The organism is Mucilaginibacter sp. P1_A3 (genome assembly GCF_056406855.1).
The window spans coordinates 92,728-118,854 of the sequence record NZ_JBFTZJ010000009.1; the positions used below are offsets into that span (position 1 = coordinate 92,728).

The 26,127-nt window shown below is 40.5% G+C and carries 21 protein-coding genes; 5 read left to right on the forward strand and 16 right to left on the reverse strand.

Annotated elements, in window-relative coordinates:
• Positions 1-43 precede the first annotated feature (43 nt).
• The 8 genes from AC1D0K_RS19790 to AC1D0K_RS19825 all read right to left on the reverse strand — a co-directional run bounded on the left by AC1D0K_RS19790 (position 44) and on the right by AC1D0K_RS19825 (position 11,505).
• Entirely contained in the window at positions 44-970 is a 927-nt protein-coding gene (locus tag AC1D0K_RS19790) for a hypothetical protein (protein WP_477394522.1), read from the reverse strand.
• A 20-nt stretch (positions 971-990) separates the two neighbouring features.
• Complete coding sequence (locus tag AC1D0K_RS19795) at positions 991-2,409, reverse strand: PKD-like family lipoprotein (protein WP_477394524.1); 1,419 nt, start codon at positions 2,407-2,409, stop codon at positions 991-993.
• Between the two features lie 21 nt (positions 2,410-2,430).
• Complete coding sequence (locus tag AC1D0K_RS19800) at positions 2,431-3,279, reverse strand: DUF4843 domain-containing protein (RefSeq protein ID WP_477394526.1); 849 nt, start codon at positions 3,277-3,279, stop codon at positions 2,431-2,433.
• 11 nt (positions 3,280-3,290) lie between these two features.
• Positions 3,291-4,766 (reverse strand): RagB/SusD family nutrient uptake outer membrane protein, encoded by a 1,476-nt coding sequence (locus tag AC1D0K_RS19805; protein ID WP_477442366.1) that lies wholly within the window; start codon positions 4,764-4,766, stop codon positions 3,291-3,293.
• 11 nt (positions 4,767-4,777) lie between these two features.
• Positions 4,778-8,209: a SusC/RagA family TonB-linked outer membrane protein gene (locus AC1D0K_RS19810; protein ID WP_477394530.1), complete on the reverse strand. Its 3,432-nt coding sequence runs from the start codon at positions 8,207-8,209 to the stop codon at positions 4,778-4,780.
• A gap of 213 nt (positions 8,210-8,422) precedes the next feature.
• Positions 8,423-9,583, reverse strand: a complete 1,161-nt coding sequence (locus tag AC1D0K_RS19815; protein ID WP_477394532.1) for a FecR family protein — start codon at positions 9,581-9,583, stop codon at positions 8,423-8,425.
• A gap of 185 nt (positions 9,584-9,768) precedes the next feature.
• Complete coding sequence (locus tag AC1D0K_RS19820) at positions 9,769-10,350, reverse strand: RNA polymerase sigma factor (RefSeq protein WP_477394534.1); 582 nt, start codon at positions 10,348-10,350, stop codon at positions 9,769-9,771.
• A gap of 297 nt (positions 10,351-10,647) precedes the next feature.
• A complete protein-coding gene (locus AC1D0K_RS19825; RefSeq protein ID WP_477394536.1) occupies positions 10,648-11,505 on the reverse strand; it encodes a universal stress protein in 858 nt (285 codons plus the stop codon).
• Between the two features lie 227 nt (positions 11,506-11,732).
• Between AC1D0K_RS19825 and AC1D0K_RS19830 the strand changes: the two genes are divergently transcribed.
• Complete coding sequence (locus AC1D0K_RS19830) at positions 11,733-12,191, forward strand: DUF2231 domain-containing protein (protein WP_477394538.1); 459 nt, start codon at positions 11,733-11,735, stop codon at positions 12,189-12,191.
• Positions 12,192-12,346: 155 nt separating this feature from the next.
• Here AC1D0K_RS19830 and AC1D0K_RS19835 read toward each other — a convergent pair whose 3' ends face one another.
• From AC1D0K_RS19835 to AC1D0K_RS19845, 3 genes are all read right to left on the reverse strand, one after another.
• Complete coding sequence (locus AC1D0K_RS19835) at positions 12,347-14,212, reverse strand: LTA synthase family protein (RefSeq protein WP_477394540.1); 1,866 nt, start codon at positions 14,210-14,212, stop codon at positions 12,347-12,349.
• Positions 14,213-14,277: 65 nt separating this feature from the next.
• Positions 14,278-15,483: an aminotransferase class V-fold PLP-dependent enzyme gene (locus AC1D0K_RS19840; protein WP_477394542.1), complete on the reverse strand. Its 1,206-nt coding sequence runs from the start codon at positions 15,481-15,483 to the stop codon at positions 14,278-14,280.
• Between the two features lie 194 nt (positions 15,484-15,677).
• Positions 15,678-16,142, reverse strand: a complete 465-nt coding sequence (locus AC1D0K_RS19845) for a GNAT family N-acetyltransferase (RefSeq protein ID WP_477394544.1) — start codon at positions 16,140-16,142, stop codon at positions 15,678-15,680.
• A gap of 94 nt (positions 16,143-16,236) precedes the next feature.
• Here AC1D0K_RS19845 and AC1D0K_RS19850 point away from each other — a divergent pair, with 94 nt between their 5' ends.
• Together AC1D0K_RS19850 and AC1D0K_RS19855 are read left to right on the forward strand one after the other, a co-directional pair.
• Complete coding sequence (locus AC1D0K_RS19850; RefSeq protein WP_477394546.1) at positions 16,237-17,679, forward strand: aminotransferase-like domain-containing protein; 1,443 nt, start codon at positions 16,237-16,239, stop codon at positions 17,677-17,679.
• Positions 17,680-18,029: 350 nt separating this feature from the next.
• The gene (locus AC1D0K_RS19855; protein WP_477393247.1) at positions 18,030-19,256 is read left to right on the forward strand and encodes an MFS transporter; all 1,227 of its coding nucleotides are present in this window, start codon (positions 18,030-18,032) and stop codon (positions 19,254-19,256) included.
• A 147-nt stretch (positions 19,257-19,403) separates the two neighbouring features.
• On the opposite strand, the gene AC1D0K_RS19860 is transcribed toward AC1D0K_RS19855, so the two are convergent.
• Complete coding sequence (locus AC1D0K_RS19860; RefSeq protein ID WP_477393249.1) at positions 19,404-20,204, reverse strand: MBL fold metallo-hydrolase; 801 nt, start codon at positions 20,202-20,204, stop codon at positions 19,404-19,406.
• Between the two features lie 275 nt (positions 20,205-20,479).
• On the reverse strand, positions 20,480-21,691 hold the full coding sequence (gene hmpA, locus AC1D0K_RS19865; protein WP_477393251.1) for an NO-inducible flavohemoprotein: 1,212 nt from the start codon (positions 21,689-21,691) through the stop codon (positions 20,480-20,482).
• Positions 21,692-21,827: 136 nt separating this feature from the next.
• On the opposite strand from hmpA, the gene AC1D0K_RS19870 reads away from it, so the two are divergent.
• Positions 21,828-22,265, forward strand: coding sequence for an RrF2 family transcriptional regulator (locus tag AC1D0K_RS19870; protein WP_477393253.1), 438 nt, complete (start codon positions 21,828-21,830; stop codon positions 22,263-22,265).
• 405 nt (positions 22,266-22,670) lie between these two features.
• Here AC1D0K_RS19870 and AC1D0K_RS19875 read toward each other — a convergent pair whose 3' ends face one another.
• Positions 22,671-22,892, reverse strand: coding sequence for a YdeI/OmpD-associated family protein (locus tag AC1D0K_RS19875; protein ID WP_477393255.1), 222 nt, complete (start codon positions 22,890-22,892; stop codon positions 22,671-22,673).
• Positions 22,893-23,321: 429 nt separating this feature from the next.
• Between AC1D0K_RS19875 and AC1D0K_RS19880 the strand changes: the two genes are divergently transcribed.
• Positions 23,322-24,728 carry a hypothetical protein gene (locus AC1D0K_RS19880; protein WP_295716647.1) on the forward strand — a complete coding sequence of 469 codons (1,407 nt, stop codon included), beginning with the start codon at positions 23,322-23,324 and terminating at the stop codon, positions 24,726-24,728.
• 293 nt (positions 24,729-25,021) lie between these two features.
• Here AC1D0K_RS19880 and AC1D0K_RS19885 read toward each other — a convergent pair whose 3' ends face one another.
• Both AC1D0K_RS19885 and AC1D0K_RS19890 read right to left on the reverse strand, forming a co-directional pair.
• Positions 25,022-25,744 carry a hypothetical protein gene (locus AC1D0K_RS19885; RefSeq protein ID WP_477393259.1) on the reverse strand — a complete coding sequence of 241 codons (723 nt, stop codon included), beginning with the start codon at positions 25,742-25,744 and terminating at the stop codon, positions 25,022-25,024.
• A gap of 73 nt (positions 25,745-25,817) precedes the next feature.
• Positions 25,818-26,126 carry a 2Fe-2S iron-sulfur cluster-binding protein gene (locus AC1D0K_RS19890; protein WP_295716648.1) on the reverse strand — a complete coding sequence of 103 codons (309 nt, stop codon included), beginning with the start codon at positions 26,124-26,126 and terminating at the stop codon, positions 25,818-25,820.
• Position 26,127: the final 1 nt, after the last annotated feature.

Genomic DNA, 26,127 nt, shown 5'->3' on the forward strand with positions numbered 1-26,127 from the left:
GGTTTAGCAATTGTTTGAGTATGAATTGCTAAACCTGATTTAATTATTTGTATTTCACATTCGGAAAATCAATCTGTGCTTGTTTAAACTGTTTATCCCAGTCATCGGGCCAGCCAAACGCAAGGGTGGCCTGGTCTTTAAGATTAACGCCGGCTGCACCACTCCAGAAGTGTACAAATTCGCCATAGTTTAAATCCCTGGTGTATTGGTAGCCATGGGCGTTTTTTACCTTAGGAAAGTTTTGAGCCAGTAATTCAAAATATTTATTCAATACCGCAGCATGCCCGTATTGGGAATAGATAGGATAAAACCAGTTTTTAAACCATTTTGATCCAGGACGCGGGAAAATGTCAGTTTGTGACTGCAGCTGATCATAAATCCTTGCTGCTTCGTCTTCCCTGCCAATGTGCATCATCACATCATAATTATAAATTTCCATGAACTTACTATCGCCCCAAAGTACATCTGATGGCGAACCTTGAACACCATGACTTGCGCCACATACAATATGCCCGGTTTCATGTATCGGCACGCCAATTTGTTCTCCGGTTGGGTATGTCCAGTTATCTAATCCACAGTCGATGGTATTGCGGTAATCATGGCTTTCATCAAAATAAGATGCCGGATGCCCGCCCCCTAATTTGCCCTGGTGAAAAATTACATACAGCCGTGATGAGTCACCGAAGGCTCCGTATGTTTTTTTAACATAGCTCCACACATCCGACATTGTTTTTTGAGGCCAGATAACTGACTTATCCACATCCTCATCATAATAGAGAGACAGGTTATCATCATAAAAAACACGGGATACTATAAGGTCATGAGTAAACCAATGCTCCTGCCATGTTTTGGGCGGTGCCCCGGCCGCTTCTGCTTTGGGCCCTTCAGCGGTTTTGGTTTTGCTGCAGGATATAGAGAATAGGGTTCCAATTACCCCTAAGGATATTATTGCAATTTTGCTTAATTTCATGATTTTCTGTTGGTTGTAATTTATTTCCTTATAACAACACCTATTGGTGCGCCAGGGATACCCGTGATTGTTTTAGTTACCACCCCATTTTTGCCAACGCTTACATCAAGCGTAATCAGGCTTCTATCAATACCTGCCGTTAATGTATTACCATCTGCGCTTAATTGAATCATACTCACCTTTTTACCACCAAAGTTGGCATCAAGCGTTCTCAAATCCTCATTAACCGGGTTATAGCGATATATTTTATCATTTGATGTGAAATAGATAATATCAACCGCCGATTGCTGCCATTGGGTATCTGTTTGCACTAACGATGCTCCTTTAAATACCCGCTTGTAGATAGGTTTTATTGACCTGGCGTTATAATTCATCATATCAACATTGAACGAAAGCTCGAATACATCTCCTCCTCCTTCGGGTTTAAAAAACGCGTAAGAAATTCCGGGTACGGTTTGCATAAATACCAGGTTGCTTGTGCCTATGTTTTTTGGATCAAACGCGTTTCCTGTAACCGTATAATCGGCACCCATATAGTTACCGCCCGAATCAAATGTTATAAATGCCTTTTTTTGCGGATCGAACCCAAAAAAGTAGCTATAAGTACGGGTTATAAACTTTGATAAGGTATAACTGCCGGATTGAGGATTTGAAAATTTTCCAAAATCGGGAGCGAAAGGAGCCGTAGAAGTAATGCTGAGGTATAATTTGTTATTAATTACACCTGTAGGAATGCCCTGTGAAGCTTCAAAATACTGGGGCACAATTTTAGCGGGAGCATTAAAGAACTGGTCTTTAAAATCTCTTTTCTTGAGCATGGTATTTCCGTCGATAATAACGCTGTTTTTAATGGGATCCTGTGAAACAATCCAGTAATCTTCTACCGAACCGGCCTGGTAAGCCAGTGGCTTGGCAAATAGTTGCACCGCATTAGCAGGTAAATTCTCGCCCATTAAATTAAAGTACAGGTTGCTAAGCACTGTTTTATCATCAGGTTTAACAAATGATAGTTTAGTTACCCCATTATCAACACTTAATACTGTTGTTCCCGTAGAAAACTGCGTTCCTCCCTGTATTTTAAAAGGGTAAAAGTACTTTATGCCGTTCCTGTTATCGGTGATGGTTAATTTTGCGATACGCAGTTTTGGGCTAAGGTTATAAATAAATTTAAGCGGATAGCCGGTGTATGTGTCGGTGCGGGCGTCTTCTTCAACACTGATATCCCACTGATAAGAAAGATCTTTAAGTGGGTTAGCACCGGCGATCTGAATATATGGTCTCAGAATCAATGAATCACCAACCAGCGCATTAAAGGTGTTATCTTTAAAGTTTACAACTACAGGCTCAGATGGCGGGTTGTAGTTGTAGTTACCCAGGTCCTTCTTACATCCATAAGAAGCAAGGATAAAAAGTATAAAAATGAATATTTTAAATTTCATGATCTTATTTTTTAAGAATGACTATATGTTGATCTGATTTTTGTTTTCATCAATAAAAACATACTTATCTGCCGCCGGGAAATATTTGAGCAGGAACTTTTTAGTTGGGGCATTTACATTGTAAAAATCATAGTCGCCGCTATTATCAGTCCTTTTTACTAAAACATATCCTTTTTCGGGATGACTTTTAACCCAATCAAACGGATAGGTAACAAACTCATGCACATTAGATATGTAGTAAAGCGTTCTCGGTATCTCCATATACCAATTAGGTGATGAGTTGGGTATTACCAGCGATGTGGACCCTGATGAGATCAGAAAAAGCTGATGTTTTGTTCTGTTGTATGGACCTAATTGTCCCCAGTACTTCCACCAGTCCGGTTCTTCAAGCCTGTTTGAATAGATAATGCTTTTTGTGCGGATATTTTCTGGCAGGCCGCTGCCAAAATCTGTACCACCAGAAACACGAACAGTTAAAACAACTGATTTGCTGATTAAACCTGTATCAATATTTTTAATAATAACCGGTACTTTGGTGGTGCCGGAATCTGCCGGCATAATATAAAAGGGTTTCAACGGTTCAAAATGCAGTGTACGTACGGCGGTTGTGCCTCCGTCTACCACATTCATGGCAAATTTTCTATCGTGATTTACTTTTTTGCCCGAAATTGCTACAGGCAACCAAATGGTGTCTTTTTCAACACCCTGCGTAAAAGCAAAAGAAAAAACGATGGCATCGCCGTTTGGTTTATCGGGCCTACTATAATTCAGATAAATGTTATCTGTGGAGTTGTAGGTAAGTATGGCGTCTTTTTTGCATCCTAATATTGCTGTACAAACAATAAAAACGGAAAATATAATTCTTTTCATTTTCGTTACAGTTAATTGGTTCTATAAGCTAATTCGTCAACCGGTAGCGGAAATACGAATATTTGATTTGATGCCGGTTCGGATAAGGTTGAGGAAATGGTAACATCATGGTTTAACCGTTTGTACATATAAAACATCTGGCTTTCTCCATAAAACTCCTTCCGGGCCTCTTTTACCAATAAATCAATAAACGTCTTTTTATCCGGTACGGTGGTCACCATGTATGAACCTATCCCGCGGTTAGCCCTGATGGTATTGAAGTAGTCAAGCGCTTTTGTTGGATTGGTATCAAAAATTGATTCGGCAGCTATATAATACATTTCGCTGAGGCGCAATGCGGGTGCAACCAGTGGATGCAGGTTTTTTAAAGGCAATGCATTGTTGATGTATTTTTGCAACACAGCACGATCTCCTCCTCCTGTTGTTGATGCCGTGGATACAAACCATTGTTTTAACCGCAGATCTTCTGAACCAGCTTGTGCTTTTTCATAAATATCATTGATTTGATCAATGGTGCCACTATATTGGGGAGGGGTATTTGAGAACTGCCTTTGTAATTGTAAATTGATATCCTTGGTATCAATATACCAGCAAAATATCAGCTCCTTATAAAATATACGGTCCTTTTTGGTATTGTCATTTTCAATAAAGTTATCCGGATTTGTAAAAGGGAATTTTTGCGACTCAATTACTTCCTGTGCGTTTGCCAGGCTGTTTATCACGTCGTTCTTATACAAATAGGCGCGGGCCAGTTCTCCGCAAACTGCATAGTAATTCATTCTTTGGCGCCTGTTTTGAAAAAACAGATCGGCATTGGTTGTTTCGTTACTAACAAGATCACTTGGGTAACCCACTATATATGCCCCGTTAACAATTGGGTCTTTTTTAAGTAATGTTTTAGCCAAGTTAAGATCTGTAATGATTTTATCCAATGCGACGCTCACTGTAGAAAAAGCAGTGCTTTTGGTGCTAACAGAGGTTACATAAGGTATGCCTTTTGCACCTGCTCCAGTTTTAAAAGAGGGGGCAAACATACGCAGCATATCAAAATGCAGGTATGCCCTTAAAGTTAAGGCCTCACCTTTTATAATGGCGTAATTATCATCGGTAAAAAGACTTTTCTTAGCGTCAATAGCATCAAGTATATAATTACAATTGGCTATGGCGCGGTATCCCGAGGCCCATATTTCGTTGTTTTTGTTGGTTACCCAGATCTGCGAATAATCAAAATTGGCTATATCCTGGTTAATGACATCATTAAACTGGTAGTTTTGAGCAAGGATATCCAGGTTGCTGAATGTAAGGTTACCGCCATACAGCGATTGTGATGAGCAATAGGTATAAACTCCGTTCAGTGCTTCTTTAAATCCTTGTTCGGTAGTAAACAACTGGTCCCTATCTATCTGCGACTCTGGCTTTACATCCAGAAATTTTTTGCATGATGAAAATGCCATCAATGCTGCAATTATGTATATATATTTCTTCATGTCGGTATTAATTAAAATGTGGCTTGTAAAGAGCATGTTAAACTACGGGCATAAGGATAATCAATACCTCTTTCAACCTGAACACTGGCTGATCTGAATATGTCATTAGCTGTCACTGCTGCTCTTAAAGATTGCAGGCCTAATTTTTTAGCAAAACTCTTTTTCAAATCATAGGATAGGTAAATTGATTTCAGTTCAATCAGGTTATCCTTTTCCACAAACCGCGAGGTGGCATATGAAGTACCCAGATCGGTTATATTCTTATATAAAGCAATATCGCCGGGTTTTTGCCAACGTTGAGTAAGAGCGCGGCTATCCACATTAAAGCGTGGGTCAGCATTTTCAACCCTGTCAATCAGGGTTTGGTTATACATATCGCCGCCAAACTTGTAATGAAAGCTAAAACTTACCAAAAATTGCTTATAGGTAACATTGCCTCCAAAATAACCTTCGGCCTTAGGCGTGGCATCGCCAACCGGCTGGGTGTCATTTACATCGTATACATAAGTAAGTGAGCCATCTTTTTTTACATAGATCTCTTTGCCGCTTTGCGGATCGATACCTAATGATTTTACGGCATAGATTGCGTTTAGTGATTGCCCTTCTTTAAAACGAAGCAGTGGTGTGCCTTGCAGGTTGTTTTTTACATTTGACTGTACTGTATCAACATTGTAGTTGTATGATTTTAACGAGTTTGAAATTTTAACTATTGTGTTTTTATTGTGTGCAAAATTTCCTGTTAAATTAACGTTCCAGTCTTTTGATTTATAGGCATTAACAGTTAAGTAAAGTTCATAGCCTTTGTTTGACATATCGCCAAGGTTTTCTTTATAGGTAGCAAAACCGGTAGATGGCGCTATATTAACATCGGTAACCAAACCCTTGGTTAACTTATAGTAATACCGCGGCGTAATCATAACCCGATCATGAAACAAGCCTAATTCAAGGCCCATATCATAATTGGTGGTTTTTTGCCATTTTAAATTTTCGTTGCCGTAGTTATTAACAATAGCGCCAACTCCTGTTGAATACCAATTGGATGTTTGATAATTATAAGTTGTTTTTGCCAACGAGGGTGGGAAATCTACCGAACCTGTAAGACCTGCTGTAGCGGTTAGCTTAAATCTTGAAATTGCAGAGAAGTTTTCCATAAAGCTCTCTTTGTGCATATTCCATCCTATACCGCCGGCCCAAAAAGGTGCGAAACGGCTGTTTGAACCGAATGCCGACGAGCCATCCAAACGGAAGGAAGCATCCATGAGGTATTTGTTTTTATAGGCGTAACTCGCATTAAATAATGAACCTACCAACCTGTTTCGTGTTACTTCACCGCCGGGTGCAGCATCGGGTGTATAGGTACGTGCAAAGCCAATGTTGGTAAATTTATCATTTGAAAAGCCCCTTGCTTCAAATGCTTTAAAATCATTTTTTGATGACGTTATATTGGTACCCAATACGGCGTTGATGGAATGCTCGCCAAGTTGTTTGTTGTATACAAACCTTACGTTACCATCAAAGGTGAGCGAATTGTTAACACTGTAAGCATAACTTCCCCTGTTTTGTATTTGGTCTGCAGGGCCGTTAAAAAATGAATTGCTGAAGGGGGAAACAAATCTATCGGCAGTGCTTTTACTATCGTTTACACTTATTAAACCAATCAGGCGTAAACCCGATGTGATTTTCCAATCCATTGAAAAAGCATCAATGATTTCCAGGTAAGAGTTACGATCGAAATTGCCTAAACTGGCTTCATATAATGGATTGTAAACCGGTTCGTTTCTGTATTGCCCGTATATCGGATCATTGATATGGGTATCAATTCTCCAGTTTGCAATTTCCCTTATTAAATTACCCGATGCATCTTTTATCGGGTAATAGGGCTCCATTTTTACATAATCGGTAAAGCTGCCATATTTTGAATTTTCGCCATCAACCTGGGTAATGGTAACTTCATTTTTAAACAACAGATTACGGGTGGGGTTATAAACAAAGTTCATACCGCCACTGTACCGGTTACGACCGGACGCTTTCATTACGCCGGGATTTGTTTGGTAACGCAGATCAATTCCATAACGGAAAGATGAGTCACCACCCTCGGCGTAAAGCGAATGCTTTTGGCCATAGGTATTTCTTAATGGCTGCGATAACCAATAGGTATTTACACCACCTACTATGTTTTTTAGTTTGCCGCTATATTGCTGGTCAAGGGCATCCTGGCTTTCAGCAGTATTGTTTGCCGCCGAATATAAACCAGCCAAACTTTCATATTGCAGTTTCTGCGCTGCATTTAAAACATGATAATCAGAAAGATCAGGCGCGGTAACATTCAACTCATAATTGTATGATAGTTGTAGTTTGCCCGGGATGGGAGCCTTGGTAGTAATTACAATTACCCCATTTGCTGCTCTTGAACCGTAAACTGCTGTAGCCGCAGCATCCTTTAAAATAGTAATACTCGCTATCCGGTTTATATCAAGATCGGTAACTTTTTGAAGTGAAACCTCAAAGCCATCTAAAATAAACGCAGGCAGGTTATAGGTACTGGAAAGATTATTACGATCAATAAGATTTTTGCTTAATGAAGGAAGTGTGGTAGAACCCCTTACGTTTATTTTAGGCAGGGCATTAGGGTCTGAACCTAAAATGTTATTTTGATCTATCCTGAAAGAAGGATCAAACGATGCCAAACTTTCCATAATATTATTAGGGTTTAGCCGCTTCAGATCCTCTCCTTTAACTACTATCGCGCTACCCGTATAATTGTCCTTTTTAATAATTTGATAGCCAGTAACCACCACATCATTGATAGAACTAACTTTTTGACCCAGTTTTATTACAATTGGTTTTCCTTCGGCCGCTTTAATTTCTTTTGCATTATAGCCAATATAGCTAAGTATTAAAATGTCGCCTTCATCAGCGGTTACCTTAAATTCGCCGTTGCCGTTTGTTTGACCCAAGAACGCCCTGCTTTTTTTGAGAGCGATACTTACACCCGGTAAAGGTGCTTTATTTGCCGAGTCGAGAACGACGCCGCTTACTTCTATTTTTTTTGCTACAGGCTTTACCGGCTCCTCCTCGGGTACCTTGTTCCTTATTACAATTGTTTTATTAACAATGGTATAGGTAAGGTTGTAGTTTGTTAAACAAGTGTTTAATGCATCAGCAAGTGAAACATCTTTAAGGTCAACATCTTTAGTTTTACCGGTGATATTTACTTGCCCGTTATAAAAAAACAAATAACCGGTTTGTTGTTTAATATCCTTAAAAAGGGTTTCGAGGGTTGCATTTTTTCTGGATATAGTTACATTTTGCGAGTAACTTGCTGCAGATAAGTGCATAGCGCCAACCAATAATAAAATAGTAGTGAGTTTCATCACTAAAAAGAGTTTGTACTTTACCGGCCCTATAGTGCATAAGGGATCGTAAAGAAAAGTTAATTTCATACTTTTGAATAGGAATGGGTTAATAAAATGCAGCGCGGAGTAACATCGATGCTGCCTGACCTTTTTTTGGTCGGAAGCGGTGAGAGGCTTCCGGCCTTTTTTGTCTTTAATGATGGGGAGCTTATTGTAGTTATCTAATCATGTAAATCGTTTTATCAGTTTAAAAATCAGTTAGTTAATCGTTAAGATTGTGTAAGGTTTAGGGAAATGTTTTTATTTATCGTAGGATACTTTTACTGTTTTGCCTTCAACGTTGAATTTTAAGTTGTTGAGCTCAAGTATTCTGAAGACTTCGGTAAGGCTGCTATTCCTTGATATTTCTCCAAAGTATTTTTCGGGGGGTAAATTGCCTTCATAAACAACATCAATATTATACCAGCGGCAAATTTGGCGCATTACGCTTTTCAGATCGTCGTTTTCAAAAGAGAATATGCCGTTTTTCCACGCGGTTTCCTTATCAAGGTTAACCTTGAGCCTGGCAACGGAGCCGTTGCCGGCCCAGCTCACAATAGCTTGTTCGCCGGGAACAATTAAACTGGAATTTGACGCCGAACTAACTTTAACAGAACCTTCTAATAAGGTTGTTTTAATGGCATTTTCATCGGCATAAGCATTAATGTTGAAGTGCGTGCCCAATACCTCAATAGTTTGGATGGCCGACTTTACCCTAAAAGGCATCTGTTTGTTTTTTGTTACCTCAAAATAGGCTTCGCCGTTAAGGGTAACTAATCGCTCGGTTCCTTTAAATGTGGTTGGATAAGTTAATGATGAAGCAGCATTGAGCCATACGTTGGTACCATCGGGCAGGGTTATTTTGTACTGGCCTCCCCTGGGAGTAGCTACAGTGTTTTGACCGGCATCGTTTGTGCTGGCTTCGGCCTTGTAAACTATTTGCCCGTCAGCTGTTTTGGTGATACTTGCGCCGGCTTGTTTGGCTATTTCGCCTTTGGTGGCATCATCAAGCGTAATTTTTGTTCCGTTGGCAAGTGTAAGCATGGCCTTATTACCGCCGGGAACTATACCCTTATAGGCGTTATTTATAAGGTTGGGCTTATGGTTGTTAGAAACAAAGATATAAGTAGTAATAGAGAGAAAGAAAAGAACAGAAGCCGCTATAGCGTATTTTATATAAATAGGCTTTAACCCAATAGAAAAGGTTTTTTTTTCGTGTTGCTTAATCCGGTCATCGATTGTTTTTTTAATAGCTCTTTTTAAAAAAACATACTCCAACTCATTTTCATCAGTAATAAGGTCATCACTAACCTCAAACAGATCATAATATGATTCCAGGAACTTAATTTCTTCCCTGGTTGCTTCACCAAGGCGGTATTTTGTTAAAATTTCAAAAAAGTATTGCTTATTTGCTTCGTCCATCTGCATTCTTTATATAAACATGAGTCGGGAAATTTAAAATAGCCCACATCATTTAAAAATATTTTATCTTTTTTAATAAAAATACATTTAATGCAAGTAAATGGTGTGAATTAAGCAATAAAAAAAACGCTGTTATTATAAATAAAGCATTTATGTGGCGTGCTTTTAGACTACATTAAGCCTGATTAGCCATTTTGATAGAAATAAAACAGTAGGTGGATCAGGAAAAGCGATTTTCTTAGTGTTACAAGTACCTTGCCCATCTGATTGCGTACCGTTTTTGGAGAAATTTGTAACTGATCGGCAATTTGCTGGCTGGTTAAGCCTTCATTAAAGCGTAAATTGAAGATAATGCGCTGCTGCGGGGGCAATGTGTTTATTAATTCGTTAAAGGCTTTTAAAAATTCATTATGAAGCATGTTGGCATCGGCGCCATGAGGTGATCCTCTTAGTTCTTCGGCGCCATCAGGCAGCGCGGTATACTTTGCTTCCTTTTCCAGAAACTTGAAAACACCGTTGCGGGCAGCAACCAATAAATAGGCAGGCAAATTTTCAATGGGTGCTTTGGTGCCTCGTATCCATAGTTGTACAAAAACATCCTGGGCTATATCCTGGGCGCGTTCGGCATCATTCAACCTTTTGTAAGCTGTATTGTAAACCTGTTTCCAGTATTTGTTATACAAAATATCAAAAGCAGGTTTACTGCCATTGCTAAGCTGCAATAAAAGTTCGGCATCATTTGCGATGTATAAATCGTCCGGGATCATGATGCCTTAATTTTTTTCATATACAGCGGGGGAGCCAAAAAATATAAAACACCAACTGGAAACTTAAAGCCCATAATAAAAAGTTACACAGTAAAGATAAATATTTTATGAACTTTTGAGGTGGTCAGATTAATTCATCATACCAAATATGATGTATAATGTTAATTTTTTTGCTAACATATAAAATTTATAGCTAATAGAAATGAACTTGTATTAGTTGGATATGGAATAAGCAGGATTTGCCAAACCGAAAGATATTTGGCGATTATTATTAAGACACAATCTTTCTCATCCGGCTCATGCCATAACAGATGGAATGATCATTAAAGGGATATGATGATTTACAAGCGCTTTTTCGGTTGTGGATTTATTGAAGATATTTGAAAAGAAGCCATGCCGGTAATGAACCAGCACCAGCATATCTGATTCGTTGTCTTTACATAATCTGTTTAACCTGTTAATTACATCTTTACCTCTTATTTGCTGGTAAGTTACATTTGTTTGTTTGATGGCATCAACATGGCTGTAAATTGCTTTTTCTTTAGCTGGATTTTCACTTTCTTCTAAAAGCGATACATGTACAATTTCCAATTCAAAACAAAGGGTTTTGCCAAGCCCAACCAGGTAGGTAATAGCGTTGATATCGGATAGTTCAAATGCCGTGGCCAAAGTAACTTTTTTGATTTTTTTCATCTCTGATTTTGGCGGTATTACCAAAACCGGGCAGGATGAATGTTCAATAACGCTTAAGGTATCGCTTCCGAAAAAAAAGTGGTTCAAAGTGCTGTTGGTACTGGTACCCATTATAATGAGGGCTACATCTTTCTCCTGGATAATAGAAGGTATATTATTGCCGAGCGATCCGTCTTCTGATTGATAATCGATTTTGGGTTTATAGTCATCTGTACAAAAACTAGTAATGAGATGCTTTATTTGTATCGATAGCTGAGTTAGCCCGACTATGCTTTCATTTTTACGAAAAGAAAACTCATCAACCACCCAGGGGCCGCCGGTATAAGCAGGTATCATCGGCAGATCATCATAGGCGTTGTACAGGAAAATATCGGCATGAAGCTTTTCTACAAGCATTAAAGAGGATTTGGCTGCATGGCTTGCGTTTGCAGAAAAATCGGTCAGCATCAAAACTGTTTTCATGGTAAAGCGTTGAGTTGTAAAATTGGCGTTTTTAAACGGGTGTAATAATGACGATGGTCATGATTACGTGTGATATTTAATTAAATTTACTAATTATCAAACAATTAATTCAAAGGTTTATACTGCCCGTATATACGGGGTTACAGATATAGATCACGTTTACGAATGATACCGCTCATTTTTATTAAGGGTTTTTCTGGCAACCTTTATTTAAAGAAAGAGCAATCATGAATCAAACTCACATCCATTTACTGATAACTCACCTGCCCATTATCGGCTCTATATTAGGTGGGTTGGTTTTAATCCATGGAATTTGGACTAAAAGCCATCAAGTTTTGATCGCTGCATACAACGTTTTAATTGTTTCTGCAATAGGTGCAGTAATTGCTTACGCTACAGGTGAAGGAGCAGAAGATGGTGTGGAAAACATTCCGGGTATAGCAAAAAGTATGATTGACCAGCATGAAGATTCTGCTGTTATATCTTTGATCGCATTGATCATATTAGGCGCAATCTCTGTGATTGGGCTTTTGATAACCCTGAAAAAATCATCGCTGATAAGACCGGTTGCACTGGTTGCATTATTTATTTCAGTAGTAGGTTTTGGACTTATTGCCCGAACTGGTTATTTAGGCGGACAGATAAGGCATACGGAAATACAACCTAATGCCCAGGCATCTTATTAAAAGTATGTAAAGGTATTTTGGCGTAAAATGAATAGTCTTCAGCATTGGATAGAAAAAATAATTTCTCAAATACCGACCTTGATTGGTGTGTGAATAAAACGAGATTTAAGCCGGAGCTTTTATATTAAGGTTATTAATAAGCCCTGCCTTTTAGCTTAATATGCAAGGTATTGTGTAAACACCTGCTGCATAAAAGCTTTTCCATAAAGCAAAGTTTTATCTGTATAGCTTTGTGGCATGTTTTTATTTTGAACAAAGCTTACCGTGTTGCCGGCATTATCAAACGTAACCGCTTGCTTAGGCAGCATAAAGCCCATGCCATTATCCCAATCAAAAAACGCGAAATCCTGGGTATATGGATTCAATAAGTTTTTTGACCATTTAAATTGTTGATTTGGCAGGTTCATTTGCGCCAGCAGGGTGGCGGCTATATCTGTTTGGTTACCCAATTTATTAATTTTCATGCCCCTGTATTCTGGTTTTATGGCATCACCGAAAAACAATAGGGGGATATGATATTTCCTGGGTTCATAAGGTTCGGATATGTTTAGGGGCAGCCTGTGCCCATGATCTGCCACCAAAATAAAAACAGTGTTTTTGTACCAGCTGTGTTTTTTAGCTTCGTCAATATACTGTTTCAGGCTGGCATCGGTGTAGTAAGCCGTGCTCCTGAATTTATTGCTCATGTCATCGCCCGGAAAATGAGGCGGCACCGGCAACTCAAATGGCTCATGATTACTTAATGTTTGCACATAGCTAAAAAATGGCTGTTGCTGTTGATTTAGGTAATTGATATTTCTTTTGAATAAAATATCATCATGAGCGCCCCATTTGGAATTCATTTCTTTATCCTCAAAGTTTTTCTTTTCAACCAGGTGGGCAAATTTATGGCTTAATAAATAGGCCTTAAAATTCATGAACTCGCTTTCGCCGCCATAAAAGTAGGAGGTATTATAGCCCTGATCGGCAAAAATATTGCTTAGGGTGGGCAGGCGTTCCTGTTTCTCGTTATCAATAATGATGGTTCTTGTAGCCTGCGATGGAAATGCGCTTAAAATAGCGATGATCCCTTTATCGGTTCTATCGCTGGCGGCATAAATACTATCAAATAAAACGCCCTGCTTTATAAAATCTTCAAAATTTGGCGTATCCCCCTTTTCTCCGCCCAATGATGCTATCAAATCGGCTGTAAAGCTTTCTAACTGAAAGATCACCACGTTAGGGCGGTTGGTGGTAAGGATATGTATAGTGCTGTCCTTTTTTACAGAGTACATACTATCAACCAAAGCCGAGGCTTTTTGTGCAGGCATAAACAGGTATGGATTACCCGGCGACTGCACGTTCTCCACCACATTTTGAATCAGGTTCCATTCGGTATTCAGGGCACATTGGTTAAGGATGGGCCTTGCAGAAAAATAGGCATTGCTCTGGCTTATTGGCGCCAGCTGTAAGCCGCCGCGAATAACCAGCAGGTTTAAGCCCAGCAGTAATACTACGATAAAGGGTTTAATTGCGAATAGGGCTTTGGGCTTGGTAAATTTAAAGTCGATGATATATTTTGATAGCAAAACGCCGGTAACAAACAGCACAACCATGACAATAAAACTCAGGAAAATGGGCGAAGAGCTGGCTGCCGCAAAAGCCTCGGATGGGGCATTTAGAAAAACGTCAAACGCCCTGAAGTTTACTTTTGTACCCCACTCGCGGAATATATTGAGGTTAACAACCGTAATGAATGAGATGATAAACACACACAGGTAAACATAAAACCTTAACCATATAGTTTTGATGTTATATTTTGTGAACCAATTGGCGCTAAAAACAAGCAGGGGGATTACACAGATATAAGCCGCAACAGAAGCATCCATACGGATGCCATATAAAAATGTTTGCCAGATTTCGTAAAAACCGGTGCCGCTTAGCTTGTTATGGAAATATATTTCAAATACTACGCGGGTTAGTATGGATAATATCATCCAAAAGAAAAAGAACCGGCAAAAACTAAAAAGACTTCTTAACATCGGGCTTCAAAAATAGTTATTTAAACCTGATGTTAAGATGCCTTTAATGTAGTGTGATATAAATATTAAACTATGCTGACATGCAATGCCTTAAGTGTATTACACATCACCTTTATCTCTGCTTCGGTATTATAATAATGTACCGATGCGCGTACATTGCTGGTGAGGTGGTTTTTATCCATATAAATAAGCGTTGATATAGCTTTACCTACAGATACGTTGATGTGGTTTTGGGCCAGTTTGTTTTTTACTGAGGCGCTATCCATGCCGTTTACAGAAAAGGTTACAATACCACATTGCTGTTCGCCAAAATCATGAACGGTTACCCCATCAATAGCTTCCAGTTGCTGCCGCATTAAGTTAGCCAGGTATTGTACCCGCTGCCAGATCCTGTCGACCCCGATATTTAAGGCATATTCAACGGCCTTACCAAGGCCCAGGGTAATAGCGCGATTTTTTTCATACAGTTCAAACCGGCGTGCATCATTTCTCGGCTTGAAATTATCAAGGCTTACCGAAGGCGCGCTAAAACCATCCATAAACAGGAGTTGCAGTTTATCCTGCACCTCTTTGCGCACAAATAAAAAGCCCGTTCCCCGTGGCGCCCGCAGGTATTTGCGCCCGGTTACCGATAACATATCGCAGCCAATCTCTTTTACATCTACCGGTATTTGCCCGGCACTTTGGCAGGCATCAACCAGGTATAAAATGTGGTGTTTGCGGGCAACTTTACCAATCTCCACAATGGGGATCATTCCGCCCGCGGTTGAAGAAATATGCGTCATGGCAATCAATTTTGTGTTGGGCGATATAGCGGCTTCCAACGCTGGTAAAGAAAAATTACCCCGATCATCATTCGGGATTATTTTAAGAGTTACACCGCGCGTTTTTTGAACATTTAAAAAACCGATCAGGTTGGTTACATATTCCATTTCGCAGGTAATGATCTCATCGCCGGGTTTAAAGTCTATCCCGTTAAAAGCAATTCCCCATGCCGTACTGGCATTTTCAACAAGGGCGATTTCGTCCTTGCCGGCATTAATCAACCGGGCTACCAACTCATAGGTATTATTTAATAGGTCATCGTATTTATATTCGGTTTCGTAGCCGCCATTAATTGCTTCCTCATGCAGGTAATTAACAACGGTTTCAACCACCACATCAGGAGGTAAGGACGCACCCGCATTGTTAAAATGGATTTTTTGGGCTGTTCCCCTGGTTTCGGTTCTTAGTTGCTGTATTTCCTGTTCGCTTAATGGGGTAATTTCCATGGTGTTTTAATTTTATTGGTGAGTGATATTCTGTTTTTCAACACATATTTAATATCCCCTCAGGGTCTCCTTGAAAAGGGACCCTGAGGCCGCTTGGTATGTATAATTTATGTACATTCGACCTGCATGGTGCCTCAGGGTCCTCCGTTGGAGAGACCCTGATGGGACGGAATTTTAGTTTATTGGTGGATTTGTTATTGTTGAAAATTAATCTCCATCATAATGTCCGCTCGGCCATAGGTGCCGGGTGTTACCGGTATTTCTGTAAAGCCCAGTTTGTGATAAATGTGTATGGCGTTTTTTAACACCCGGTTTGAAAACAGTATCAGCTTTTGCACTCCCATTTCCCGGGCTTTATCAATACCAGCCTGGCATAAAAACTGACCAGCGCCGCCACCGTGATAAGTTTTATCAACAGCCATTTTGGTAAGCTCATAAACACCATCCTCAATAAAACGGAGACCTACTGTACCTACAATGGTAGTGCCCGACGCTGCAAAATAAATTTTGCCTCCTTGTTTTAGCATGGCCTCATCCGGGTTTTCTAAAACCCATTTGTCCAGCGGTTCTACTACAAAAAATTCTTCGAGCCAGGCTTTGTTGAATTTTTCAAAGTAGGGCTGATACGATGGCTGATAATCAATTAATTGAAGTTCCATTTTTTAATATGTTTTGATCATTACAAAGTAAAAGCATCTGGCTATAGTAAAACAGATTCAGTTTTATTAATTTTGACCATAACAGATTTTTAAAATGGAGAAATTGCCTGCAGCCGTTAATGATGATTTTTTATATGTGCAGATAGCCGCACGTATTGAAAAACAGATTAAACAAAACCTGCTAAAAACCGGCGACAAGCTGCCATCCGTAAGGGCATTAAGCCTGGAGCAGGGCATCAGCATCAGCACATCATACAAAGCTTATGTTGAACTGGAAAACATGGGTATGATAGAGGCCAGGCCAAAATCCGGCTATTATGTAAAGTTTTCGCCGGCAAGATCAACCAACGCGCCAGAAGTTAGGCCCCCCTTAAAAAAGATAGAGCAGGCCAGTGTTACCCAGATGATAGCCATGGTTTACCAAAACATGAGCGAAGAAAGTGTTGTGCGTTTATCGCGCTCATCGCCACCGTTTAGCCTCATTCCGATGGCGAAGCTCAATAAATCCATGATGGAATCTATCCGCAAAAGTCCTACGGGTAATATCAATTATGAAAACCTGCAGGGGAATATTGGCTTGCGTAACCAGGTTGCTAAAAACGCTTTTAACTGGGGCGGTAATATTACCGGCAATGATGTGGTAACTACTCAGGGCTGCCTGGAAGCCCTTATATTTTGCCTACGGGCTCTTACCAAACCGGGCGATACCGTTGCTATTGAAAGCCCGACCTTTTTTGGGATCTTTAATATCATGCTCAGCCTTGATTTGAAGGTGCTGGAGATTCCGGTTAACCCCGATACCGGAATTGATATTGATTACCTGGCCGAGGCCATGGATAAAGTGGATATTAAAGCCTGCCTGTTTGTACCCAATTTTAGTAACCCGGTAGGTAGTTGCATGCCCGATGACAGTAAGCAGCAATTAGTTAAACTGATAACAAAAAGGCGCATCCCGTTGATAGAAGATGATATTTATGGCGAGATATATTTTGGTAAAAGCAGGCCGCGCACCTGTAAAAGCTACGATACCGAAGGTTGGGTATTATTATGCTCATCAGTTTCTAAATCAATTGCGCCGGGTTACCGGGTAGGTTGGTGCATACCGGGCAGGTTTAAAGACCAGGTTATCAATATCAAAATGATGCATACCATCAGTTCGGCTACGCCAACGCAGGCAGCCATTGGCCATTTTTTTGAAACCGGCAGGTATGACCTGCATATGCGCAACCTGCGTAAGGCTTTGTACACCCAAAGTTTGCGTTATACCCAAGCCATTGTTACCTATTTTCCGGCAAATACCAAAATAAGCAGTCCGCAGGGAGGTTATGCCCTATGGGTTGAGCTTGATAAAAATATTGATGCTTTTGAGCTTTACCAGCTTGCCATAGCCCAAAACATCAGCATTGCTCCAGGGCAAATTTTTAGTACCGATGCAAGGTTTACCAATTTTATCCGCATCAGTTTTGGTTTAACTTTTAATGACGTGGTGGAACGGAGCTTTAAGGTTTTGGGGGAGCTGATAAGGCAATTGGAATAGCGGTATTTTTTTAGAGACGCATATCTTTTTTATTCTAAAAACCAGGTGTCATTTCGAAACGAGGTACGAGTAAGAAATCTTCGGCAACTTGCTATTCCAAGCATCCAGATCAAACCTTGTACAGTAAACTTTGCATATCGCATAAGATTTCTCACTCGTACCTCGTTTCGAAATGACAACGTTATATATATAGTTCACACGGGAATTTGCAACTGTCTTCAAAAGATCATAATAATGGTAAGTTTATAATCGCGTCCCTAAACCGGGTATCTTTGCGACTTGTTTAATAATTGACCGGAAAAAGAGCAATAAAACAGCTGTTTTTAGTCCGGTCAGCAAATTTAACCGATATGTTCTCAACGCTTTCTGTGCCAAAGCCCATTAAGGAGCGGCACCAGGGCATTGCCAATTTATTGGCTTTTGCACTAATACCCCTTTCAGGTTTCGCAACGGATATTTACATACCATCGTTACCAACCATGGCTGCCGAAATGCATGTAAGCAGCATACAGGTACAGCTCACACTATCGTTATTTTTAATAAGCTATGGCGTTACCCAACTATTCATCGGCAGTGTGCTTGATAGCTTTGGCCGGTACAATATCAGCCTGATATGCCTGTCTGTTTTTGCTTTGGCCAGTATTGTTATCGCCAACTCAGCTAATATTTATGTGATATACCTCATGCGGATATTGCATGGCATTACGGTGGGGGGCATAGTGGTATCTAAACGCGCTTATTTTATCGATCTTTTTTCGGGCGAAAAGCTGAAGCATTACCTGAGCCTGTTTTCTATCATATGGTCTACCGGGCCAATTGTAGCGCCTTTTTTAGGTGGATACCTGCAAACTGGTTACGGGTGGAAATCAAACTTCTACTTCCTGGCCCTGTTTGCTATTGTGCTTGCGGTTTTGGAGTTGATTTTCAGTGGAGAAACTTTAAAAAATTTCTCGGCATTCCATATTAAAAAGATAGGCGGCATTTATGTAAGCATGATAAAAACCACCAGTTTTACCCTGGGCCTTATTATGTTGGGACTTGCATACTGTATGGTAATGATATACAACATGACGGGGCCTTTTATTATTGAGCATACCCTGCATTTAACACCTGTAGTTGCCGGTTACAGCTCACTGGTGCTGGGCATAGCCTGGCTAATAGGCGGTCTTATTGGTAAAGCGACTATCAACAAACCGTTTTTTAACCGTATGGTAGTTAACCTTAGCCTGCAGGTTATATTTGTAATTGTGATGATAATTAGCATGAGGTATATCGCCAATTTATATTCCATGATATTTTTCGCGTTTATTATCCACATAGCCGCGGGCTTTACCTTCAATAATTTTTTCACCTATTGCTTAAGTCGTTTTCCTCAAAATGCAGGCATAGCAAGCGGACTTTCGGGCGGCATTAATTATGTTATTGTATCGTTTTTTAGTTATGGCATTGTTTCTCTGCTGCCTGCTAAAGATGAACACAATCTGGGTTATAGTTACTTTGTGCTTATCGCGCTATCAGTTATAGTAATGCTAATTTTAAAAATGAAGAAGGAGTTGTTAAGCGAGGGAGTTAAGTAAAAATGTTGTTTGTTCTGCTACCGCGAGGTTTTAACTCGTGGTTCCTATGGTTTCAGTTTTTAGCTGAACCAGGTAAGCTAAAAGCTTACAACATGCATCCCACGGGTTACGCTGCGCTAACCCCGCGGGAGTTAATGGCCTGTTATTCTACTCAAATATCCTCAGATACCGCTCTACAGAAAACGCCATAGCCCGCATCGCGTCTTTTAAAATATAGCGCCCAAAAGCGCCATACATGGCCTGGTATTCTTTACCGCTTATAGATTTTTGAATCTGTAATATATCCTTTTTGGGTAATGGAATAAGGTTAGGATAGCTGTACATAAACGAAACTGTTTTTAGATCAGGGCTTACCTGTATCACATCCCCAACTAATAATAAACCATCATTTTGCGGACTATACAAAACGCTTCCGCCGGGGAAATGTCCGCCGCAGCAAATAAGTTGGATGTTATCCCATAAAGTAATTTCGTCCCCTTGCCAGAGGTGGATAGGAGCGTCCCTTCGGGCAAGCCATTCTTCATCCAGGGCGTTCACATATATCGCGGCATCGCCAAAAAACTTGCTCCACTCCGCTATGGTCGAAAAATAATGTGGGTGCGATAGGGCGATAGCTTTGATGCCGCCCAGTTTGTTAACCTCCGCTATGGTTTCCTCATCAATATTGCTGATGCAATCCCATAAAATATTGCCGCCGGGTGTTATCAGCAAATGGGCTCGTTGGTTGATGCCAAAAGCAGGTTCAGTATAAATAGCGTATAGATTTGGAGCCACCTGCTCTATGATGTTTTTATGCTGATGGTTTAAATCGGCGAGTGTGGTCCAGCTTTGGCCTTTAGGGTTTACATACTGGCGGTCATCTTCGCAAATTTTGCATTGCGATGGTGGGGTTGTCGTGGGGGCATATTGCACGCCGCAGGTGGTACAGATATACGGGGTTAGTGGCATAGTAAACTTGTGAATTGTTTAAAAATAGATATTAGATGGTACCTCCCAATGACGTATTAAAAAACTTTTTGTCATTCTGGACGCAGTGAAGGATCTAATCGCAGACTGTACAGGGCGAAGAAGTATGGCGAATAACAGATCCTTCACTGCGTTCAGGATGACAAACTTATCTTAGGCATCAATAAATAAAGTTAAAACAGTTTCATATAACCCACAAAAATAAAAACCGCCTCAAATTAAATTTGGGGCGGTTTTTACAAGCAATAAAATGAAGATTAATTTAGCTGTAAAATATTCGGGCCAAATTCTTCAAAAAAGATATTATCGGTATTTATCCCTGATTCTTTCAGGTCATTAAATTGTTTCTGAATAAAAAATGATGGTCCGCAGATATAGTAACGGGTTTTGGGATGGTGTTGCAAATCGTCGATCTTGCTTATGTTTAAATGCCCGTCGTATATGTTTTCGGCGGTGTTTTGTGGCGATGTTACATCGTAAAAAACATGCTGGTTGAAGTTGGCATGGTTTGTTGCCAGCTCATTAATATTTTGTTTAAAGGCATGTACAGATTCATTGCGGCAACCATGAAGCCAGGTAATGGGTTGTTTGGTACCCTTTTGAGCTAAGTGATCTACCATGCTCATAAAAGGAGTTATGCCAACACCGCCGCTAATAAACATGAGTGGTACATCTAAATTATCGGGCAGTGTAAAATTGCCTGCCGGCGAAGTAAGCTCTACCTGTTTGCCTTCTGTAATGGCGTCATGCAGCTGGTTACTTATCATGCCGTTAATATCAACGCTTGCGCCTGTTTCCCGTTTAACAGAGATGCGGTAATAATCATCATTGGGTGCGCTGGAGATGCTATATTGGCGTATTTGGGCCATGTTTAATTGCGGAAGAAAGAGTTTGATACTGATGTACTGCCCCGGTTTGTGATGAGGCACTTTTCCACCATCGGCGGGGTATAAATAAAATGAACATATTTCGGCCGATTCCATTGTCTTCTGCCCCACGTTGAATAAGCGCCAGCCTGTCCACCCGTTTGGTTTTAAAACCTGGTCCATATATAGAGTTGCTTCATGGCCACTCATCAGTGCGGCCAGTTGGTTATAAGCTGTTTTCCAGGCGTCTAAAATTTGAGGTGTAGCAGCATCGCCTAAAACTTCGCCTATGGATGCCAGCAGGTGGTTACCAACTATGGCATAATGCTCGGGGCGAATATCTAAACTGGTATGTTTTTGGCCAATCCTGTCAACCACGGGTAATAGTACAGATGGATCGGCAATGTTTTCTGCATATGCAAGTACTGCCATGGCCAGGGCGGTTTGTTGCTTACCTGTTTGCTGGTTTGCCATGTTAAACATGTTTTTTAGTTCGGGATTGTGTTTAAACATCCTGCTATAAAAATGGGTGGTTAACAATACGCCATGTTCTTTCAAAATTGGGACTGTGGCAAGAATGAGTGCTTTTTGATCATTTGTCATAATAATATATTAATATCCTTTTATCTTAATATGAATTACACGTTTAAGACATCCGGCTGTTCAACGGAACAAATCTACGGTTTAATTAATAAAAGACAAAAATATCTTTTATTAATTTGTTATCTTTGTTTTACAGATGGCAATTTTTTCAAAAACATGCGAGTATGCGATAAGGGCTGTATTTTATATAGCTCATAAAACAGTTGCCGGCGGCAGGGTAGGCATTAAGGATATTGCCACCGGTATCGATTCGCCCGAGTTATACCTGGCTAAAATATTGCAGGATTTAAGCAGAAAGGGGCTCATTAGTTCAGTTAAAGGTCCTCATGGTGGGTTTTTTATTGAGCCGCCATCGTTAAGCAGGCCCTTAAGTGATATTGTAGAAGCGGTTGATGGCGACAGTTTATTTTATGGCTGTGGTTTGGGCCTTAAACAATGCTCTGAAGTGAACCCTTGCCCTTTGCACAACGAGTTTAAAGATATCAGGGACCGGATACACAAATTACTAAATACAACCACTATAGGCGAGTTTAACAGCGAACTGATTGATGGTTTATTATCGTTGAAAAAATAGGGGAAATACTAAACCGTAGCTACTAAATCTATGCTTTAACGTCCCCTCAGGGTCTCCTTGTAAAGGGAGCCTGAGGGCGCTTGATAAGTACAAAACTATGCAAATTTGATCTGCATGGTGCCTCAGGGTCCTCCTTTGGAGAGAGCCTCAATGCTATTAAGTTAATGAGTTTCTCCCCAGCGGGGGGAATAGCTTTGTAGCAAAAAAGCAAAAATGAAGCTCCGTGCCAGAGGTACGGAACCTTAGGTAGCGTACCTCTGGCACGCAAAAGACAATTTATTTATGTTTTTCTACAAAGCTTTTGCTCCTCTGGAGCAACCCATCACTCTCCTAACTTAATAACATTGGAGAGACCCTGGGGGGACGAAATTGGCTAAGCACATCAAAGATTAGATAAATCTGTGACTATGTTTTAAGCGTTTTTTGCTTATTGCGCAGCATGATCATGGCTTTATCAGCCCTTACTTTGCGGGTATCTTCCTGCTTTGCCGAACCTACCCAATCGCAATAGCCTTGTTTGTATGATTTTGACAGGCTTTCAAAAAAATCCATCGCCTCTGGTTCCTGGTCAAGTAATACCTGTAGTTCGGTTGGGGTGCCTTCAATGTGTTCGCCTTTTTTTAGCATTTGTTATTTTATGTTTTTAGTTTGATAATAAATGGTATTGATAGCCAGTGTTTTAGATTTATGCTTTTTGCCTTCGGCTTTTAGCTTAAATATGACCCTATTTTTCTTCCTTTACAAATTCCAGTGGGGGTAAGATCGACAATTTGTTCATAGGCCATAAAGCCTTGTTATTTGGGCGAGGGGGTATTGTATATTAACTAAAAGGAAATTCTCTTCAATATTAAGCTAATTAAAAGTATTTTACGGGGGTGTTTATACTGCTGTTATACAGGTAAAAATACCTGTTTTTCATTCATGTATAGGACGGTTATTTTTTTAACTATACATTTATCTATAATTATAAACCATCTGCCTGATACTAAAACCAAACCCTGAATTTATCACGCATCTGAACTTAATAATACCATTTTACCTAAATTTTAAACACACATGAAAAAAGCATTAACTTTTTCTGCTACGCTAACTTTACTGGTTATAGTAGCTTTTATTGGCTACAGTTGCGCAGGCAACAACAAATCTAAAGACGGTGTAGCAACAACCGCTTTAACAGATACCACCAAGCAAAGCGGCGCGTTCTTAAACCACCGCGACTCCGTACCCTCGCCACAGCAATACAGCGATTCACTTTTTACGCTTAGTCATGATTATCCTACAACGTTTAAACCGGTTGTTGATCCTTCGTGGCAAAAGGCATTGAACGGGCAACCCATATCCGATAAAAATTATATCGCTTACATGGATTCATTGAAAAGCTATGTGGCACCTAATGTATTGCCATTTTTTAAGGATAATAAAAACTGGACATCGGCAAAGTATGGCTGGTTTAATGAACCTTGGGTTGGTTCACAACGGGAAGCTATTTTGGGCACTTACTTAGGTAACGGAAACCCGGCCAATATGTTTAAAACCCTTAAGGAGGACGAAGCCGGATATGCCCTGGTTTTATATGATTCTGTAGCGGCCTATACGGTGGGACAAATTTGGGGTAAAACCGGTCAAAAAGTTAACCTTGCCAATGATGCCGCTCAATTTAAAGAAGGCAGTGTTATTGTAAAGTTTGCTTTTTCTAACGTTAACTACCCGCAATGGCCGGTAATGAAGGGCGCGCAAACCTTTAGCGTTTATGATACCATACCCACCAAAGAAAACCCTAAAAGAGGCTACCAGGTAAGAAAAGTTAGCTTTTTTCAAATGGATGTTATTGTAAAGGACAGTAAAACATCGCCCAAAACAGGTTGGGTTTACTCTACCTTTGTGTATGATATGGATGCCCCTGGATCTGGCTGGGATAAAATGGTACCGCTGGGTGCCATGTGGGGCGATGACCCGGGTGTAAATAGCCCGCTTACGCCACCTTACCCTAAACTATCCGAAACCGTAGTTAACCCTAAGGCACCGGCTTATAGCACAGAAACCTTAGGCTGGGGCGGCCGGTTGAGCGGCCCTAATGATGGTGCCGTTGCACAGGTGGCCTATAATATTAACACTGGCCAAAAGTATACCAACCTTGCACTGTCATCATGTATGAGTTGCCATAGCCCGGCGCAGGATTCATTTAACTCGTTCCTGTTGCCTGGTCCGTTCCCTACCTCGGATAGTTTGAAGGTTTATACACCCGGTAGCCCCGACTGGAATTTATGGTTCCAGGATAGGGCTGGCAATGTGCCTTTTGATAAAGGCCAGGTAGCCATGGATTACGATATGGTGATGGCATTTAAATCGGTATTGGCTTACCAAGCCGCGCACCCAACCGGAGCAACCAAGCTACTGTTAACCAAAAAAGCAGCTGTTGACAGGTTTAGAAGACATAATACCAACAGCAGGTTCTGGCATTAATAAATTACCTGGTTACCATAACATAAAGTCGCCCCTATATCAATTGGAGGCGGCTTTTTTATTTGCCAGTTTACAAGAGATCCCGGTGGAGTATATACGTCAATAGGAGTGCATCGCGCTCCCAGGGTAGTCTCGTCCTTGCTCCTTTATCTTCCCATCCTTACTCCATCGAAGCTGTCTTGATGCTATTTTAAACGTACCACCAATCCACCCATTTCCTCCGTAACCCGCATCTGGCAGGCCAGGTAACTGTGGATTCTTCGACGTGCGCTGGGAAAAATTAGGCTACGATATTATTTTCTGGTTTTCCATATTGCCAGCTTGTTCCAAAATGATTTCTTAACCCGGTACCGGGAAATAACATCGGCATAGTACAATTTGGAGTTATACTCTAAATCTTGCAGCACGGTGCCAAGCAATCTGTTCGTTTTTTCGTCGCAAAAAAGCGGAAAGTCCGGTTTTATGATCGCCGGCTTACAGAATAATTCTTTTACCGAATCATATTCGTTTGTTATAAATTCATTTGAGGCCCATGCAAAGTTATCTACGCAGGCTACTTCCACAGCACCATTGGCATAAAAATAATGCGATTTGGGCACCCAGGCTATCAAAAAGCCCGGGTTAATATCGTAACCTGAGTTATAAAAACACATACGGTTTAATTGTGCGCCAAGTGCCAGCCAGGTATCCCACGGTGGGGTATCACCAATGTCGATATAACAAGCACTTTCCGCTTCGGGCGCACCGTCGGTTACCGTTGAATCCGGATCAAATATCATGATGCGGCCATAATGGTGCAGCTCAGAAATGGGAATCAAATCTACCCCAGATTCATTTAACAAGGCAGATCGTGTTGATACAATCTTGTTGATAACGTCAGGTTTTTCAGCATCCCGAATTTGGTAGTAATAGTAATGAGGGGATAATTCCTCTGTGCGGAACAGGTTGGTGTTAAAGTCATTATTAACTTTTTCTATCCAGGTGGCGGTTTCCTGGATCACCTTGATTATATCCATAGATAAGGTTTGTATTGGAATGTATTAATAACGTGGATTTTCTGTCTTGATACTTGATACTAACTACTTGATACTATTTTAAACGTACCACCAAACCATCCATTTCTTCGGTAACCCGCATCTGGCAGGCTAAACGACTGTGTTCATCTGCATTAGGCAGGGTATCCAGCATATCAAGTTCATTGTCGGTAGCGTGGAAATATTGTTCGGGACCTTCCAGTACTTGTATATGGCAGGTGGCACAAAGGGCCATGCCGCCGCAGGTAGCCAGTACATCATATTCGGATGCTTTTAAAACCTCCATCAGGCTCAGGTTTATACCTTCGGGAATTTCAACCGGTTGGCGGATGCCCTCGCGGTCTTCAATAATTAAATTGATCATG

What these genes read in the sequence shown, in the direction of transcription:
- AC1D0K_RS19795 (WP_477394524.1), bottom strand. Translation starts at nt 2,409, where the DNA reads ATGAAATTTAAAATATTCATTTTTATACTTTTTATCCTTGCTTCTTAT.
- AC1D0K_RS19830 (WP_477394538.1), top strand. Translation starts at nt 11,733, where the DNA reads ATGAATCAAACTCACATCCATTTACTGATAACTCACCTGCCCATTATC.
- AC1D0K_RS19835 (WP_477394540.1), bottom strand. Translation starts at nt 14,212, where the DNA reads ATGTTAAGAAGTCTTTTTAGTTTTTGCCGGTTCTTTTTCTTTTGGATG.
- AC1D0K_RS19860 (WP_477393249.1), bottom strand. Translation starts at nt 20,204, where the DNA reads ATGCCACTAACCCCGTATATCTGTACCACCTGCGGCGTGCAATATGCC.
- AC1D0K_RS19870 (WP_477393253.1), top strand. Translation starts at nt 21,828, where the DNA reads ATGGCAATTTTTTCAAAAACATGCGAGTATGCGATAAGGGCTGTATTT.
- AC1D0K_RS19820 (WP_477394534.1), bottom strand. Translation starts at nt 10,350, where the DNA reads ATGATCCCGGACGATTTATACATCGCAAATGATGCCGAACTTTTATTG.
- AC1D0K_RS19875 (WP_477393255.1), bottom strand. Translation starts at nt 22,892, where the DNA reads ATGCTAAAAAAAGGCGAACACATTGAAGGCACCCCAACCGAACTACAG.
- AC1D0K_RS19825 (WP_477394536.1), bottom strand. Translation starts at nt 11,505, where the DNA reads ATGAAAACAGTTTTGATGCTGACCGATTTTTCTGCAAACGCAAGCCAT.
- AC1D0K_RS19890 (WP_295716648.1), bottom strand. Translation starts at nt 26,126, where the DNA reads ATGATCAATTTAATTATTGAAGACCGCGAGGGCATCCGCCAACCGGTT.
- hmpA (WP_477393251.1), bottom strand. Translation starts at nt 21,691, where the DNA reads ATGACAAATGATCAAAAAGCACTCATTCTTGCCACAGTCCCAATTTTG.
- AC1D0K_RS19880 (WP_295716647.1), top strand. Translation starts at nt 23,322, where the DNA reads ATGAAAAAAGCATTAACTTTTTCTGCTACGCTAACTTTACTGGTTATA.
- AC1D0K_RS19850 (WP_477394546.1), top strand. Translation starts at nt 16,237, where the DNA reads ATGGAGAAATTGCCTGCAGCCGTTAATGATGATTTTTTATATGTGCAG.
- AC1D0K_RS19855 (WP_477393247.1), top strand. Translation starts at nt 18,030, where the DNA reads ATGTTCTCAACGCTTTCTGTGCCAAAGCCCATTAAGGAGCGGCACCAG.
- AC1D0K_RS19885 (WP_477393259.1), bottom strand. Translation starts at nt 25,744, where the DNA reads ATGGATATAATCAAGGTGATCCAGGAAACCGCCACCTGGATAGAAAAA.
- AC1D0K_RS19800 (WP_477394526.1), bottom strand. Translation starts at nt 3,279, where the DNA reads ATGAAAAGAATTATATTTTCCGTTTTTATTGTTTGTACAGCAATATTA.
- AC1D0K_RS19840 (WP_477394542.1), bottom strand. Translation starts at nt 15,483, where the DNA reads ATGGAAATTACCCCATTAAGCGAACAGGAAATACAGCAACTAAGAACC.
- AC1D0K_RS19790 (WP_477394522.1), bottom strand. Translation starts at nt 970, where the DNA reads ATGAAATTAAGCAAAATTGCAATAATATCCTTAGGGGTAATTGGAACC.
- AC1D0K_RS19805 (WP_477442366.1), bottom strand. Translation starts at nt 4,766, where the DNA reads ATGAAGAAATATATATACATAATTGCAGCATTGATGGCATTTTCATCA.
- AC1D0K_RS19815 (WP_477394532.1), bottom strand. Translation starts at nt 9,583, where the DNA reads ATGGACGAAGCAAATAAGCAATACTTTTTTGAAATTTTAACAAAATAC.
- AC1D0K_RS19845 (WP_477394544.1), bottom strand. Translation starts at nt 16,142, where the DNA reads ATGGAACTTCAATTAATTGATTATCAGCCATCGTATCAGCCCTACTTT.
- AC1D0K_RS19810 (WP_477394530.1), bottom strand. Translation starts at nt 8,209, where the DNA reads ATGAAATTAACTTTTCTTTACGATCCCTTATGCACTATAGGGCCGGTA.